The organism is Streptomyces sp. NPDC111520, assembly GCF_055635295.1.
In genome coordinates, this window is sequence record NZ_JBVKBW010000005.1 from 547,343 (window position 1) to 561,778 (window position 14,436).

The 14,436-nt window shown below is 72.5% G+C and carries 13 protein-coding genes; 6 read left to right on the forward strand and 7 right to left on the reverse strand.

From position 1 onward, the window contains the following. Positions 1–21: 21 nt before the first annotated feature. Genes ACZ7MY_RS14715 through ACZ7MY_RS14735 form a run of 5 tightly spaced genes read right to left on the reverse strand, consistent with a single transcriptional unit; the run spans position 22 to position 5,840 of the window. On the reverse strand, positions 22–1,803 hold the full coding sequence (locus ACZ7MY_RS14715) for an HAD-IA family hydrolase (protein WP_499601925.1): 1,782 nt from the start codon (positions 1,801–1,803) through the stop codon (positions 22–24). 48 nt (positions 1,804–1,851) lie between these two features. Then, positions 1,852–2,943 (reverse strand): ABC transporter ATP-binding protein, encoded by a 1,092-nt coding sequence (locus ACZ7MY_RS14720; protein WP_499601926.1) that lies wholly within the window; start codon positions 2,941–2,943, stop codon positions 1,852–1,854. Between the two features lie 7 nt (positions 2,944–2,950). Beyond that, positions 2,951–3,787: an ABC transporter permease gene (locus tag ACZ7MY_RS14725; RefSeq protein ID WP_499601928.1), complete on the reverse strand. Its 837-nt coding sequence runs from the start codon at positions 3,785–3,787 to the stop codon at positions 2,951–2,953. After that, positions 3,775–4,683, reverse strand: coding sequence for an ABC transporter permease (locus ACZ7MY_RS14730; protein WP_499601929.1), 909 nt, complete (start codon positions 4,681–4,683; stop codon positions 3,775–3,777). Before ACZ7MY_RS14730 ends, ACZ7MY_RS14725 begins: the two co-directional genes overlap by 13 nt. After that, positions 4,680–5,840 (reverse strand): ABC transporter substrate-binding protein, encoded by a 1,161-nt coding sequence (locus tag ACZ7MY_RS14735; RefSeq protein ID WP_499601931.1) that lies wholly within the window; start codon positions 5,838–5,840, stop codon positions 4,680–4,682. The genes ACZ7MY_RS14730 and ACZ7MY_RS14735 overlap by 4 nt, the downstream gene beginning before the upstream one ends. A 277-nt stretch (positions 5,841–6,117) precedes the next feature. Between ACZ7MY_RS14735 and ACZ7MY_RS14740 the strand changes: the two genes are divergently transcribed. Then, positions 6,118–6,885 (forward strand): GntR family transcriptional regulator, encoded by a 768-nt coding sequence (locus ACZ7MY_RS14740; RefSeq protein WP_499601932.1) that lies wholly within the window; start codon positions 6,118–6,120, stop codon positions 6,883–6,885. Here the strand turns inward: ACZ7MY_RS14740 and ACZ7MY_RS14745 are convergent. Both ACZ7MY_RS14745 and ACZ7MY_RS14750 read right to left on the reverse strand, forming a co-directional pair. Beyond that, positions 6,860–8,248 (reverse strand): sensor histidine kinase, encoded by a 1,389-nt coding sequence (locus ACZ7MY_RS14745; RefSeq protein WP_499601933.1) that lies wholly within the window; start codon positions 8,246–8,248, stop codon positions 6,860–6,862. The two genes, ACZ7MY_RS14740 and ACZ7MY_RS14745, sit on opposite strands and share 26 nt — an antisense overlap. Positions 8,249–8,262: 14 nt before the next feature. Then, the gene (locus ACZ7MY_RS14750; protein WP_499601934.1) at positions 8,263–8,970 is read right to left on the reverse strand and encodes a response regulator transcription factor; all 708 of its coding nucleotides are present in this window, start codon (positions 8,968–8,970) and stop codon (positions 8,263–8,265) included. Between the two features lie 291 nt (positions 8,971–9,261). Between ACZ7MY_RS14750 and ACZ7MY_RS14755 the strand changes: the two genes are divergently transcribed. The 5 genes from ACZ7MY_RS14755 to ACZ7MY_RS14775 all read left to right on the forward strand — a co-directional run bounded on the left by ACZ7MY_RS14755 (position 9,262) and on the right by ACZ7MY_RS14775 (position 14,367). After that, on the forward strand, positions 9,262–10,038 hold the full coding sequence (locus ACZ7MY_RS14755) for an amino acid ABC transporter ATP-binding protein (RefSeq protein ID WP_499601936.1): 777 nt from the start codon (positions 9,262–9,264) through the stop codon (positions 10,036–10,038). Between the two features lie 40 nt (positions 10,039–10,078). Then, positions 10,079–11,002 carry a glutamate ABC transporter substrate-binding protein gene (locus ACZ7MY_RS14760; protein WP_499601937.1) on the forward strand — a complete coding sequence of 308 codons (924 nt, stop codon included), beginning with the start codon at positions 10,079–10,081 and terminating at the stop codon, positions 11,000–11,002. A gap of 111 nt (positions 11,003–11,113) precedes the next feature. After that, positions 11,114–11,761, forward strand: coding sequence for an amino acid ABC transporter permease (locus tag ACZ7MY_RS14765; RefSeq protein WP_499601938.1), 648 nt, complete (start codon positions 11,114–11,116; stop codon positions 11,759–11,761). Further along, positions 11,758–12,606 carry an amino acid ABC transporter permease gene (locus tag ACZ7MY_RS14770; protein WP_499601939.1) on the forward strand — a complete coding sequence of 283 codons (849 nt, stop codon included), beginning with the start codon at positions 11,758–11,760 and terminating at the stop codon, positions 12,604–12,606. Before ACZ7MY_RS14765 ends, ACZ7MY_RS14770 begins: the two co-directional genes overlap by 4 nt. A 105-nt stretch (positions 12,607–12,711) precedes the next feature. Then, positions 12,712–14,367 (forward strand): FAD-dependent monooxygenase, encoded by a 1,656-nt coding sequence (locus tag ACZ7MY_RS14775; protein WP_499601940.1) that lies wholly within the window; start codon positions 12,712–12,714, stop codon positions 14,365–14,367. Positions 14,368–14,436: the final 69 nt, after the last annotated feature.

A 14,436-nucleotide genomic window follows, 5' to 3' on the forward strand; every position in this document is an offset into this window, starting at 1 on the left:
CGGACGTTCCGCCGAGACCGTTCAGGACACGGCGAACGTGGTGACGACGGCGGCGTGGTCGGAGGGCCAGTCGTTGCCCGCGACGTGCGGTTCGGGACGGGGATCGCCCGTGACCAGGGTCGCGGAGTCCAGCACCCGCAGGGCCTGGCCGGCGTACAGGACGTAGTCGATCCGGTCCTGCGGCTCCGGCTCCGGGTTGACCGGTGACCAGGTGGTGCCCGGGTCGCGCACGGGGTCCGGGTGGGCCTCGCGGTAGGAGTCGCGCAGTCCGCGGGCCTCGGCGGCGAGGGTGACGGGCCAGGGCACGGGTCCGTAGCCGCCGTGCAGGGGCGCCGCCTCGGCGGTCCAGTCCAGGTGGGAGGGGACGTTGAAGTCGCCGACCAGGACGACCGGGGTGGTGTCGCGGGCGGCGAGGTCGGCGGCCATGTCGTCCAGGATGTCCCGGATCTGCTCCAGGCGTCCCGAGGCGGCCTCGTGCTCGACCAGCACCTCGACCGGCCGGCCGTCGTGGAGGGCGTCGTAGGGGCCGTACGGGGTGTAGTTGAGGTGCGCGCTCCACAGCGTGACGTCGCGGCCCTCGTCGAGCCGGACGGTGGCGCCGAGGCCGCCGTAGAACGGGCTCGCGGGAAGGCCGTGGCGGGAGACGACCGGGTAGCGGCTGATGACGCCGAGGTTGTCGCCCGCCTGGTGGTGCTCCCAGCCCAGTGCCTCGGCGAGTTCCTTCGCGGAGTGCGTGCGCGTCTCCTGGAGGCCGACGACGTCCACGTCGGCGTCCAGCAGCACGCGCAGCTGCTTGTCCCGGTGGTCGTCGACGCGGCTGCCGCCGAGCCACAGGTTCCAGCTCATGACGCGCAGCCGCCGCACCATGGGCTCGCCCGCCGCCGCGACCGGCACGCGCACCGTGACGGTGGCCGAGCGCCCCTCGGCGTCCGTGGCGGTGACGGCGACCTCCACGTCGCCGGCGACGTCGGGGGTGCCGGTGACGGTGCCGTCGGCGGAGACCCGGGCCCAGCCGGGGCCGGCGGCCTTGGCGCAGGTGACGGGGGCGCCGCGCAGCAGCCCGGCGACGGTGACCCGGAACGGCTCCCCGACGCGGGCGCGGCGGCTGGTGAAGGCGGGCACGAGGAAGGACGGCGGTTGCGCGACCAGGGCCCGCAGCAGGGCCACGTCGGCCCGTTCGAGGCTGTCGAGCACGGCGCGGCCGGCGCCGGGGGCGATGGGCGCCAGGGACGGCACGGCGAGCACCCGGCAGCCGGCGGCCTCGGCGGAGGCGACGCCGGTCGGGGTGTCCTCGACGGCGACACAGGCGCCCGGGTCCACGCCGAGGGCGCGGGCAGCGGCCAGGTAGGGGTCGGGGGCCGGCTTGGTGCGGGGGGTGTCGTCGGCGGTGAGGGAGACGACGAAGCGCTCGCGGCCGAGCACCGCCAGCACGACGTCGACGACCTCGCGCGGGGACGCCGAGACCAGCGCGATGGGGATGTCGTGCCGGGCGAGTTCGTCGAGCAGTTCCAGCGCGCCGGGACGGGGCACCGTGCGGGCGCGGACCCGCGCGGCGAACTCCCGGTGCAGGACGGCGGCCACCTCGTCGGCGCCGGTCGCCGTCCCGGTGGTGGTCACCAGGTGGGTGGCGGTGTGCTCGACGGCGCGGCCGAGGACCTCGGTCACGTCCGCGTCGCCGAGCACGTGCCCCAGCCCGGCGGCCACCTCGGCGACCGCCTCCCACCACAGTTGCTCGGTCTCGACGAGCGTGCCGTCCATGTCGAACAGGACAGCCTGGAGCGGGTGGTGCGGTGGGTGGGTCACGGGGCTCTCTTTCATCGGGGGTGTGGGGGGATGGAGGTGCGGGAGGGGTCAGGCGGCGCGCGCGGTGACCAGGACGGGCCGGTCGGGCAGGGACACGGTGACGGTGGCGCCCGGGGGCAGGGCGGCGGCCTCGGCGCTGGCGAGGTCGGCCTTGACGCGGGTGCCGTCGGCCAGTTGCACGGTCAGCCGGGTGACGGCGCCCAGGAAGGCGGTCGCCACGACGCGTGCGTCGCCGGTGGGGTCGGCGTGGACGCGTACCGCTTCGGGGCGGACCAGGACGTCCACCTCGGTGCCCGCGGGCACGTCGCCCTGGGTGGGGAGCCGCCGGCCGAGGACCTCGACCTGACCGCCGTCGGAGAGCCGGCCCGGCAGGCGGCTGTTGGTGCCGACGAACTCGGCGACGAAGGCGGTGGCGGGCCGGTCGTACAGCTCGGCGGGGGCGGCGCACTGCTCCATCCGCCCGGCGTTCATCACGGCGACGCGGTCCGCCATGGACAGCGCCTCCTCCTGGTCGTGCGTCACGAACAGGGTGGTGATGCCGAGTTCGCGCTGCAGGCGGCGGATCTCCTCGCGCAGGGTGGTGCGCACCTTGGCGTCCAGCGCGCTCAGCGGCTCGTCCAGGAGCAGTACGCGCGGCCGCAGCGCCAGGGCGCGGGCGAGGGCCACGCGCTGCTGCTGGCCGCCGGAGAGCTGGTGGGGGTAGCGGTCCCCCTGGGACGGCAGGCCGACGAGTTCCAGCAGTTCGGCGGCGCGACTGCGCCGCTCGGCGGCGCCGACCTTGCGCATGCGCAGCCCGAAGGCCACGTTGTCGGCGGCGCTCAGGTGCGGGAAGAGGCTGTAGGACTGGAAGACCATGCCCGCGTCACGGCGGTGCGCGGGGGTCTTGGTGACGTCCTTGCCGTCGACCAGCACCTGACCGGAGTCGGGGTGCTCGAAGCCGGCGAGCATCCGCAGCGCGGTGGTCTTGCCGCAGCCGGACGGGCCGAGCAGGGCGAGGAGTTCGCCGGGCCGGACGGTCAGGTCCAGCCCGTCCAGGGCGGTGGTGGCGCCGAAGGCACGGCGCAGCGCCCGGAACTCGACGGTGGCACCGCCGGGCACGATGGGCGCGGCGTCGGCCGGGGCGGGGACGGTGTCGGTCATGTCTCGGTCACTTCCGGGAGGCGGTACGTGAGGTGGGGCGGCGTCCGCCGACGGCGGCCAGGACGAGCAGCAGCAGCCAGGTGACCAGCAGGCTGAGCACCGAGACGGCCACCGACAGCTGGGCCTGCGAGCCGCTGACCGTGACGATCCACACCGCGAAGGGCTGGAAGCCCAGCAGCTGTGCGACGGTGAACTCGCCGAGCACCAGGGCGAGGGTGAGGAAGGAGGCGTTGAGCAGCGCCCCGCGCAGGTTCGGCAGCACCACCCGGACCAGCGCGGCCGGCCAGTTCGCCCCGCAGGACCGGGCGGCCTCGACGAGGGTGCGGACGTCCACCGCCCGCAGCCCGGCGTCCAGGGCCCGGAACACGAAGGGCAGCGCCATGACGACGTACGTGAGCACCAGGACGACCGGGAAGGACGGGTTCTGGATGGCCACGAAGGTCTGGAAGAACGGCGTGCTGGCCAGGTGCTCGGGGCCCCAGCGCAGCACACTGCTGACGCCGGCGACCAGCGCGATCGGCGGCACCACCAGCGGCAGCGAGCAGATCACCTCGACCAGCGGGCGCAGCCGGGGCGCGGACAGGCGCAGCGCGACCATGGCGGGGACCATCAGCAGCAGGACGACCGCGATGGTGGCGGCCGCGAGCTCCAGGGAGAGCAGCAGGCTGGAGGTGAAGCCCTCCGCCTTGAGGATCTGCCCGTACGCGTCGAAGGTGACGCCCTTGCCGGGGACGTCCACGGTGAAGAGCACCGAGGCGGCCAGCGGCACCAGGAAGTAGAGGCCGGCACCGGCGAGGACGACACCGCGCCAGGGCCGGATCCGTGTGCCCGTCAGACCAGCCATCGCGCGCTCCGTCGTTGCAGGGGCAGGTAGACCGCCATGACCAGGCCGGCGACGACGATCATGTCGAGGCTCAGGGCGAGCGCCACGTTCTCCTGTCCGACCAGGACGTTGCCGGAGATGGCGTCGGCGATCTGCAGGGTGATCAGCGGCACCGAGCTGCCGACCATCGCCGCAGCGGTGGCGTAGGCGGCGAAGGCGCTGCCGAAGAGCAGGACCAGGCCACCGAGGAGCGAGGGGGCCAGCACGGGCAGGGCGACGTGCCGCCAGTACTGGCCGGCGGTGGCGCCGTTGTTCTGGGCGGCCTCGCGCCACTGGACGCGCAGCCCCTCCAGCGCCGGGGTCACGGTGAGCACCATGAGGGGGATGAGGAAGTAGAGGTAGACGATGACCAGGCCCCAGAAGCTGTAGAGGCTCCAGCCGTGTTCGTCGAGACCCAGGTGGCGGGTGAGGACACCGGCGTTGCCCAGGGTCGCCACGAAGGCGAAGGCCAGCGGCACCCCGCCGAAGTTGGCGAGCACGCCGGACGCGGTCAGCACGGCTTCGCGCAGCGCGCGGAACCGCGAGGTCACCACGGCCTGGGCGAGCAGCAACCCGAGCACCGCGCCGATGGCGGCGGAGAGCCCGGAGAGCTTCACGCTGCCCCACAGGGCGGTCAGGTACGCGCCCTGCAAGGAGGCCGTCAGGTTGGCCGTGGTGTACGAGGAGGTCCCGCTCGCGGGGTCCTTGACGGTGAAGGCGCCGTTGACCATGGCGACCGCGGGGGCCCCGAAGCTGATCGCCACGAAGACGAGCAGCGGGAGCACCGCGAGCCAGCCGGCCGGGCGCCGCCGCGCCGGGGCGGTGGCCCCGGCGGCGGCGGCGACGGGCGCCGTGGTGGCGGTCATCGGGTCGGTCATCCGGAGACGGCCTTGCCCCAGCCCTGGGCCAGGACTTCCTTGGCCTTGTTCTGCTGGTCGTCCGTCGGGAAGGACGGGGTGCCGGCGACCGGGGGGAGCTTGGCGGCGGCGGTCTTGTCCAGGGTGCCGGCCTTGTCCATGGCGGGCATCAGGACGGGGCGGGCGAAGCCGGCGAGCCACAGGTTCTGGCCCTCGGCGCTGTAGAGGTACTCCTGCCACAGGCGGGCGGCCGCCGGGTGCGGGGCGTCCTTGTTGATCGCCTGCGCGTAGTACTGGGCGTACTGGCCGTCGCTCGGGACGGAGACCTTCCAGTCCACGCTCTTGCTGGCGAACTCCTCGGCGTAGCCGGCGTTGAGGTAGTCCCAGTCGATGCTGATCGGGGTCTCACCCTTCTCGACCGTGGCCGGGGTGGACTCGACGGGGTTGTAGTTGCCGTTCTTCTTCAGCTTGCCGAAGAAGTCGATGCCGGGCTGGATGTCGTCGAAGGAGCCGCCGTTGGCCAGCGCCGCCGCGTAGACGCCGCCGAACGCGGAGCCGGACTTGGTCGGGTTGCCGTTCATCGCGACCTGGCCCTTGTACTCGGGCTTGAGGAGGTCGGCGAAGGTGGTCGGGCAGTTCTTGACGCGCTTGGCGTCGCAGCCGATGGAGACGTAGCCGCCGTAGTCGTTGTACCAGCGGGCCTGGGCGTCCTTCTGGGCGGCCGGGATGTCGTCGTAGGAGGCGACCTTGTAGGAGGCGAACAGGCCCTGCTGGGCACCGCTGATCGCGAAGGACGCGCCGAGGTCGAGGACGTCGGGGGCGCGGTCCTGGCCCTTGCGGGAGGTGACGGCGTTGATCTCGTCCTGGCTGGCGGCGTCCGGGGTCTCGTTCTGGATCTTGATCCCGTACTTCTTGGTGAAGCCGTCGATCAGCGCGCCGTAGTTGGCCCAGTCGCGGGGCAGGGCGATCGCGTTGAGCGTGCCCTCCTTCTTGGCGGCGGCGACCAGGGCGTCCATGCCGCCGAATTCCTCGGCGGAGGTCGCGGTGGCCGCGCTCTTGCCGTTCTTGCCGTCGGCGGCGGTCTGCGTGGTGGGGGCCGAGCCGCAGGCGCTGAGAGCCAGCGCGGTCACGGCGAGGCCGGCGGCGAGTGCGGCCGCCTTCGGGAGGGACGCGGGCACGGAGGTCTCCTGGAGGGAAGTGGGTGCTGAAAGGCAGGGAGGTCGGGGAGCGCTTCAACTTGTCCGAACAAGTTGGCCTTCAGTAGGCCGTGCGTCAATGGCCTTTCCGTAAACGGCGGGAAAACCCCGGCAAGCCTGCAGAGGGCAGTCGTCCCTTTTCGGCCAAGGGCCTCGTGAAGAGCCCGGCAAGCGGCCGACCCCTTCGCGCGATCGGCGGCAAGCTCGTCTACGCTGGGCAAAGTTGTGCGCAGACGGTGCATGAACGGAAGGGGACGCGGTGGCGGCGCGGCACGAGGAGATCGCCGAGGAGCTCCGGCGGGCCATCGACGACGAGGAGTACACGGTCGGTGCCCTGCTCCCCCCGGAGACCGAACTGGCCGCCCGGTACGGCGTCTCCCGCGGCACGGTGCGCCAGGCGGTCGCCGCACTGACCGCGGAGGGGCTGATCGGCTCCCGTCAGGGGGCCCGCCGCGTCGTGCTGGCCAGCCGACGCAGCCAGAGCTTCGCGGAACTGCGCAGCTTCGCGCAGTGGGCGCGGGCCATGGGCCGTGCCGCCTCCGGCACCGTGGTCCGCACCGAGACCCGGCCGGCCACCGCGGAGGACGCCACGCGCCTGCACCTGCGCGCGGGCACGGACGTGCTGTACGTGCTGCGGGTACGCGGACTCGACGGCGAGCGCGTCCTGGTGGAGCGCACGGTCTACGCCGACTGGATCGCCCCCGCGGTGCTGCGCATAGAGCCGGACTGCGAGTCCGTCACCCAGCGGCTCTACGACGACATGGGCCTGGTCTTCGCCTACGGCGAGCACCTGATCGACGCGGTCGCGGCCGGCACCCGGGACAGCGGACTGCTGGGCGTGCGGCGCGGCAGCCCGCTGCTGCGGGTGCGCCGGGTGACCACCACGCAGAAGGGCCGGCCGGTGGAGTGGTCGGACGACCGCTACCGCTCGGACGCGGTCAACTTCAGCATCCACAACTCGATCGGGTCCAACCCGCTGGCCCGCCAGGCCGGTCCCGGGCTCAGGGAGCCGTTCGCGGCACCGTGAGGGTGACCCGCAGCCCGTGCGGCTCGTTCGGGGCGTAGGCGATGCTGCCGCCGCCCTGGGCCAGCAGCACCCGCGCGATGGACAGCCCGAGGCCCGAGCCGTCCACGTTCTGGTGCCGCGGGCTGCGCCAGAAGCGGTCGCCGATCCGGGCGAGTTCGTCCTCGGTGAGGCCCGGGCCGCCGTCGGCGACGGTGACGTCGATGGCACCGGGGCGGCCCCGCAGCGCGGTGGTGACGGTGACGCCCTCACCGTCCGGCGTGAACTTCACGGCGTTGTCGATCACCGCGTCGAGGGCGCTGGACAGCGCCACCGGGTCCGCCCAGCCGGTCACGGCGGCGGCGCCGGCGTAGGAGAGTTCCACGCCGTCGCGCTCGGCGACCGGCCGCCACGCCTCGACGCGTTCCGCGGCGAGGGCGGCGATGTCGGTGAGGGCGAGGTTGGCCTCCGCGTGCTCGGCGGTGGCCAGGCCCAGCAGGTCGTCCAGGACCGAGGCGAGCCGCTTGCCCTCCTCCCGGACCGAGGCGATCTCCTCGTGCCCGTCGGGCAGTTCCAGGCCGAGCAGCTCGATCCGCAGCAGCAGCGCGGACAGCGGGTTGCGCAGCTGGTGGGAGGCGTCGGCGACGAAGGCCCGCTGCTGGTCGAGGACTTCCTCGACGTTGTCCGCCATCTCGTTGAACGACCGGGCAAGGCGACGCAGTTCCGGCGGCCCGCCGGAGACCGCCACGCGGGACTTCATCCGGCCGGTGGCGATGTCGTGGGTGACCCGGTCCAGCACCCGGACGGGGCGCAGCACCCAGCCGGTGAGCCGGAACGAGGCCATGACGGCCACGATCATGGCGGCCAGTTCGCCGGCCGCGAGCAGCAGCCAGCCGCGCAGGATGCGCGAGCGCATCGCGCCGGTCGGCGAGTCGGTGAGCACCACCGCGACGACGTCGCCGTCCCGGACGACCGGGGAGGCGACCGGCAGGGAGCGGTGCTGCCAGGGCCAGATCTGCTTGGGGTCGTGGCTGCGCCGCCCGGCGAGTGCCTCGCTGTACGCGTTGTACGCCTCGCCGCCGGTGGGCAGCGTCCAGCCGGCCGGGGCCGAGGTGACCGGCTTGCCGTCGCGGTCGAAGACGCCGGCCCTGATGCCGTACACCTCGTGGTACTGCAGCATCTCGGCCCGCAGCGTGCTCTCCCGTTCGCCGCCGCCGTCGGTGCTGACGTACTGCGCGAGCGCGGCGAAGCGCGCGGTGTCGTCGATGCGGTCGACGACGACCCGCTGCTGCTGGGTGGCGGCCAGGCTGGCGGCGAGCGGGAAGCCGAGGGCCAGCAGCACACCGGCCATCAGCACGATGAGCAGCGGCAGCAGCCGGGCATGCACGGGGGAACGGCCTCCTAGCCGGAGGGGACGACGAGGCGGTAGCCGACCCCGCGGACGGTCTCGATCAGGGAGGGCAGACGCAGTTTGGACCGCAGGGACGCCACGTGCACCTCGAGGGTGCGCCCGGTCCCCTCCCAACTCGTCCGCCACACCTCGCTGATGATCTGCTCACGGCGGAAGACCACTCCGGGCCGCTGCGCGAGCATCGCGAGCAGGTCGAACTCCTTGCGGGTCAGCGCCACGGGCTCGTCGCCGACCGTCACCTTGCGGGTGGCCGGCTCCACCCGGACCGGGCCGAGCACGATCACGTCCGGCGTCTCCGCGCCCTCCGCCTCCGGACCCGCGGGCGCCTCCTGCGCCTTGCGGCGGCAGACGGCGTGGATGCGGGCGAGCAGCTCCCCGGTGTCGTACGGCTTCACCACGTAGTCGTCGGCACCGAGGTTGAGTCCGTGGATCCGGGACCGCACGTCGGCACGGGCGGTCACCATGATCACGGGGATGGCGGTGCGCAGCCGGATGCGGCTGCACACCTCGAAGCCGTCCTGGTCGGGCAGGCCGAGGTCCAGCAGGACCACGTCGAAGCCGGGCCCGTGGTCGGGCAGCAGCGCGTGCAGCGCCTCCTCGCCGCTGCGGGCATGGGTGACCTGCAGCCCGTGCTTGGCCAGTACGGCCGACAACGCGGCGGCGACCCGGTGGTCGTCCTCCACGAGCAGCAGTCTCATCCGTTCACCTCCCGCGACCCGGCGCTCGACGTCTTTCGCCTTCATGCTCCACCATCGAATACACGCCGATGGGCCACGTGCGCGTCAAGCGCCGCCCGGCCCTGTGTGGCGACTGTTACGGAGCCGGTACGCTGCACAACCGGCCGGGCTCACCCACAGTGCCGGATTTGTTCCAGTCGGTGACCGGATCGTGATGCTCAAGTTCCCCTCAGATGTGCTGACTCCGTTTGCCGGGCGTCAATAGGGTGATCGCCAAGGTCTGGTCAACCGACGAGGATGGAGCACACGCCGATGACCGAAGTGCCGGTGACCGAGGACGCCGTGACGGCGCCCGACGACCTGGTCGTACTGAAGGACGTGAACAAGCACTTCGGCGCGCTGCACGTGCTCCAGGACATCAACCTCACGATCGGCCGCGGCGAGGTGGTGGTCGTCATCGGCCCCTCGGGGTCGGGCAAGTCGACGCTGTGCCGGGCGGTCAACCGCCTGGAGACGATCGACTCGGGCCTGATCACGATCGACGGGAAGCCGCTGCCCCAGGAGGGCAGGGAGCTGGCCCGGCTGCGCGCCGACGTCGGCATGGTCTTCCAGTCCTTCAACCTCTTCGCGCACAAGACGGTCCTGGAGAACGTCACGCTCGGCCAGGTCAAGGTGCGCAAGGCAGGGAAGAAGGCCGCCGAGGACCGCGCCCGCGCCCTGCTGGACCGGGTGGGCGTGGGCAGCCAGGCGGACAAGTACCCGGCCCAGCTCTCCGGAGGCCAGCAGCAGCGCGTGGCGATCGCCCGCGCACTGGCCATGGAGCCGAAGGTCATGCTCTTCGACGAGCCGACCTCGGCGCTCGACCCGGAGATGATCAACGAGGTGCTGGAGGTCATGCAGCAGCTCGCACGCGACGGGATGACGATGGTGGTCGTCACCCACGAGATGGGCTTCGCCCGCTCCGCCGCCAACCGCGTCGTCTTCATGGCGGACGGGCGGATCGTCGAGCAGGCGACGCCCGACCAGTTCTTCAGCAACCCCCGGAGCGACCGGGCCAAGGACTTCCTCTCGAAGATCCTTCACCACTGAGACCGACACCGACGGTTCTGCGACCCTAAGGATGATCACCATGAGGTTCCGTACCACTGCCGCCGCCGGTCTGGCCGTCCTGGCCCTCACCGCGACCGCCACCGCGTGCGGCAAGGAGGGCTCGCCCTCCTCCTCGAGCACCCCCGACAAGAGCGGCTCCAGCAGCGCGGCCGCCGCCGAGCTGCCCACCTACACCGTCAAGACCGGGGTGGACCTGGCCGGGTCCAAGACCTGGGACCGGGTCAAGAAGAACGGCAAGCTCGTGGTCGGCGTCAAGGCCGACCAGCCGAACCTGGGCTACCAGGACCCGGGCAGCAAGAAGTACTCCGGCTTCGACATCGAGATCGCCAAGATGATCGCCGCCGACCTCGGCTTCGACGAGAGCAAGATCGAGTTCAAGACGATCCAGTCGGCCAACCGCGAGACCGCCCTGTCCGGTGGCCAGGTCGACTACTACGTCGGCACGTACACGATCAACGACGAGCGCAAGAAGTCCGTCTCCTTCGCCGGCCCGTACTTCGTCGCGGGCCAGGACCTCCTGGTCAAGAAGGGCAGCAACATCAAGAGCACGGACGACCTCAAGGGCAAGAAGGTCTGCTCGGCGACCGGCTCCACCTCCATCCAGCGCATCAAGGACGGCGGCTACGGCGCCGAGCCGGTCGAGTACGACTCGTACTCCCTGTGCGTGCAGAACCTCGCCTCCGGCCAGGTGGACGCGGTGACCACGGACGACGCCATCCTCAAGGGCTACGCCGCGCAGGACCCGGCCAACCTCGAGGTCGTCGGCAAGCCGTTCTCCGAGGAGCCCTACGGCGTCGGCCTGGCCAAGGACGACAAGGTCTTCCAGGACGCCCTCACCAACGCCCTGAAGAACCACGAGGACAACGGCGACTGGAAGAAGGCGTACGACGCCACGCTCGGCAAGTCCGGCGTGAGCGCCGAGATCCCGCAGCTCCAGTCCTGAAGCGGCCGGGACCCGGCCTGACCCGGGTCCCGTCCTCCCTCCCCGGCACGGCCCGAGCCTGATGCGCCGGCGGCCAGGAGCGGCCGCCGGCGCGCCCCTTTCGGAGAATCGATGAACGTACTGCTGGACAACTTCGCGCTCTTCCGCGAGGGGTTCCTCGGCACGGTGGAGCTGACCGCGCTCAGCGGGGCGATCGCCCTGGTGCTCGGGGTGATCATGGCCGCGTTCCGGGTGTCCCCGGTGCCGCCGCTGCGCGCCTTCGGCACGGTCTGGGTGACACTGCTGCGCAACACCCCGCTGACCCTGCTCTTCTTCATCGCGGCGCTGGTGCTGCCCCGCCTGGGGCTGAACACCTGGAGCTTCTTCCGGCTCGCCGTGCTCGCCCTGAGCTGCTACACCTCGGCGTTCATCTGCGAGGCCGTGCGCTCGGGCATCAACACCGTCCCGCTCGGGCAGGCCGAGGCCGCCCGCAGCCTCGGGATGACCTTCACCCAGACCCTGCGGCTGATCATCCTGCCGCAGGCCACCCGGACCGTGCTGCCGCCCATCGGCAGCCTGCTGATCGCGCTCACCAAGAACTCCGCGATCGCCGGTGGCTTCAGCGTCTTCGAGCTGTTCAGCGTGCAGAAGACGCTCGGTGAGAAGGGCTACAACATCTTCGCGATCTTCATCTGGGTGGCGGTCGCCTACCTGATCATCACCCTCCTCATCAGCGCGGTCTTCCGACTGCTCGAGAACCGGCTGGCGGTGGCCCGATGAGCGCGAACGTCCTCTTCGACGCACCCGGCCCCCGGGCCAAGGTCCGCAACCTGGTCGTCGGCGCGGTCGCCGCCCTGGCGATCCTCGCCCTGCTGTGGTTCGTCTACCGGCGGCTCGACGATTCCGGGCAGTTCGCCGCGTACCTCTGGGAACCCTTCCAGTACACCGACATCCAGCAGCGCATCGTCGACGGCCTGCTCGCCACGCTGAAGGCCTTCGCGCTCTCCGCGGTCTTCTCACTGGTGCTGGGCGCGGCGCTGGCGGCGGGCCGGCTGTCGGACCACGCCCCGGTGCGCTGGGTGGCGACCGTCGTCGTGGAGTTCTTCCGCGCGATGCCGCTGCTGATCATGATCTTCGCGTTGTACGTGGGTGTCTTCACCTCGGCCCCGCTGTGGGCGCTGGTGATCGGGCTGACCCTCTACAACGGTTCGGTGCAGGCCGAGATCTTCCGGGCCGGCATCAACGCCGTGCCGAAGGGGCAGCGCGAGGCCGCCTACGCCATCGGCCTGCGCAAGACGCAGGTCATGGTCTTCGTGCTCATCCCCCAGGCGGTCCGGGCGATGCTGCCGTCGATCATCAGCCAGCTGGTGGTCACCCTGAAGGACACCTCGCTCGGCTACATCATCACGTACGAGGAGCTGCTCTACACCGGCAACCTCATCGCGAAGAACAGCGCGGGCTTCCCCTTCATCCCGATGATCATCATCGTGGCGCCGATCTACATCCTGATGTGCCTGGCGCTCAGCGCCCTGGCCAACTGGATCGAGCGCCAGGGCCGCCGCAGCCGCAAGGGCGCGCCGCCGAAGGCCGGTGACATCAAGGCGGTGGAGGCCGCGGCGGAGTGACGGTGCGCCAGGCGCACCACCGCGCGGCAGGTGTCGTCACTTGACGCACGCACGCGCAGTAGGTTGCATACGCAATGTGACTGAGCAACTTCCCGGGACCGCGCAGTGGACCCGGTGATCATCGCGGGGGCGGGTCCGGTCGGGCTCGCCCTCGCGCTCTGCCTGGCCCGGCACGACGTGCCGAGCATCGTGCTGGACGAGCACGACCACGCGCCCTCGCTACCCGCGGAACGCACGGCCGTCCTCAGTCCCGAGACCGCCGGACTGCTGGTCCGGCTGGGGCACCGGCGTCTCTACGAGGCCGGCGCCACCTGGGACGCGTGGCGGACGCTGCGCCGCCGCCAGGAGACCGTCCGGGTGGAGTTCGGCGACCCGGCCTCCGGCGGCCAGGGGCCCTCCCCGCTGCACATCGGGCAGGAGCGCCTGGAACACGGACTGCGCGCGGCCCTGGCCGAGCAGGCGCTGGCGCGGATCGTCCCCGGGGCGCGCGTCGACGCCGTCGAGCAGGACGAGCGCGGCGTCAGCGTCCGCACCAAGGGCGCCAACGCCACCTGGTGGCGCGGGAGTCATCTGATCGGCTGCGACGGCCCGCGGTCCACCGTGCGCAAGCTGCTGGGCGTGCGCTTCCCCGGCCGCACGGCGGTCGACCGGCACGCCGTGGCCGCCCTGCGGGTCGCGCTGCCCGACGAGGGCGTGGCACTGCTGCACCGCGAGCCCCCAGGGCCGGGCGCGGGCCCGGAGGTGACGGCCCGTCCGCTGCCGGACGGAGTGTGGCGGCTGGACTGGCTGCTTCCCGCGCGCGGTGAGCCGCTCACCTCCGACGAGCTCGTCTCGCGCATCCGCGGCACCCTCACGGCCTGGTGCGGAAGCGTTCCTCCGTACGAGCTGCTGGGCTCCGCCGAGTACCCGGTGCACCAGCGGCTGGCCCGGCGCTGGCGGGCCGGACGCGTCTTCCTCGCCGGCGACGCGGCGCACCTCATGGGCGCGCTGGGCGCGCAGGGCCTGGAGGAGGGCCTGCGCGACGCCGACAACCTCGCCTGGAAGCTCTCCCTTGCCTGGCACCACGGGGCCTCGGACACCCTGCTCGACAGCTACCAGGCCGAGCGGCGCGGCGCGGTGGGCGCGCGGCTGCGGGCCACCGACCAGGTGTTGCCGCTGCTGCGGGCCAGCGGTGTCTGGCACACCGTACGACGTTCCGTGCTGTCGGGCTCCGCCCGGCGGTACGCCGAACTGCTCACCGACGGCCACCTCGGCCGGGGCCCGCTCGGCGCGCCCCCGGTCTACACCCGCTCACCGCTCGCGCTCCCCGCGCCCCGCGGGGCGGGCGCCGCCGCCTCGGCCTCCTCGGCGGCCGCGCCGTCGCCGCTGCTCGGGTCCTGCGCCACTCCCCCGGGCGGTGCGGTGGTCGACGTGCCGGTCACGGCGCTGGACGGTTCCCGGGCGCGTCTGTACGAGCGCCTCGGGCGTGACCTGCTGGTCGTCCTGGTCGCGCCGGGCACCGGCGTCTGGGAGAGCCGCCACTGGCTCACCGCGGGCCTGATGCCGCGGCTGGCCAAGGCGGTGGCGGCGCTGCCCACCCGGGCGGAACTGCTGGTCACGGAGGCCTATCCGGGGTCGACGGCGCACAGCGTGCTGCTGATCCGCCCGGACGGCCACCTGGTGACCGTGATGACCGGCTGCCGTCCGACCGAGCTGTACGCCTACGCCGACCTCGCCCGCGGCGGCCCCCCGAGCCCCGTCCAGGACCGCGTCCCCCACTGACCGGCCGGGGCCGGGCGGTGGTCCGGAGCGGGCGCACGGCTGTGGCCGCCGGTCCCGTGCGGGCCGTCG

What these genes read in the sequence shown, in the direction of transcription:
- ACZ7MY_RS14760 (WP_499601937.1), top strand. Translation starts at nt 10,079, where the DNA reads ATGAGGTTCCGTACCACTGCCGCCGCCGGTCTGGCCGTCCTGGCCCTC.
- ACZ7MY_RS14720 (WP_499601926.1), bottom strand. Translation starts at nt 2,943, where the DNA reads ATGACCGACACCGTCCCCGCCCCGGCCGACGCCGCGCCCATCGTGCCC.
- ACZ7MY_RS14725 (WP_499601928.1), bottom strand. Translation starts at nt 3,787, where the DNA reads ATGGCTGGTCTGACGGGCACACGGATCCGGCCCTGGCGCGGTGTCGTC.
- ACZ7MY_RS14750 (WP_499601934.1), bottom strand. Translation starts at nt 8,970, where the DNA reads ATGAGACTGCTGCTCGTGGAGGACGACCACCGGGTCGCCGCCGCGTTG.
- ACZ7MY_RS14770 (WP_499601939.1), top strand. Translation starts at nt 11,758, where the DNA reads ATGAGCGCGAACGTCCTCTTCGACGCACCCGGCCCCCGGGCCAAGGTC.
- ACZ7MY_RS14755 (WP_499601936.1), top strand. Translation starts at nt 9,262, where the DNA reads ATGACCGAAGTGCCGGTGACCGAGGACGCCGTGACGGCGCCCGACGAC.
- ACZ7MY_RS14730 (WP_499601929.1), bottom strand. Translation starts at nt 4,683, where the DNA reads ATGACCGACCCGATGACCGCCACCACGGCGCCCGTCGCCGCCGCCGCC.
- ACZ7MY_RS14765 (WP_499601938.1), top strand. Translation starts at nt 11,114, where the DNA reads ATGAACGTACTGCTGGACAACTTCGCGCTCTTCCGCGAGGGGTTCCTC.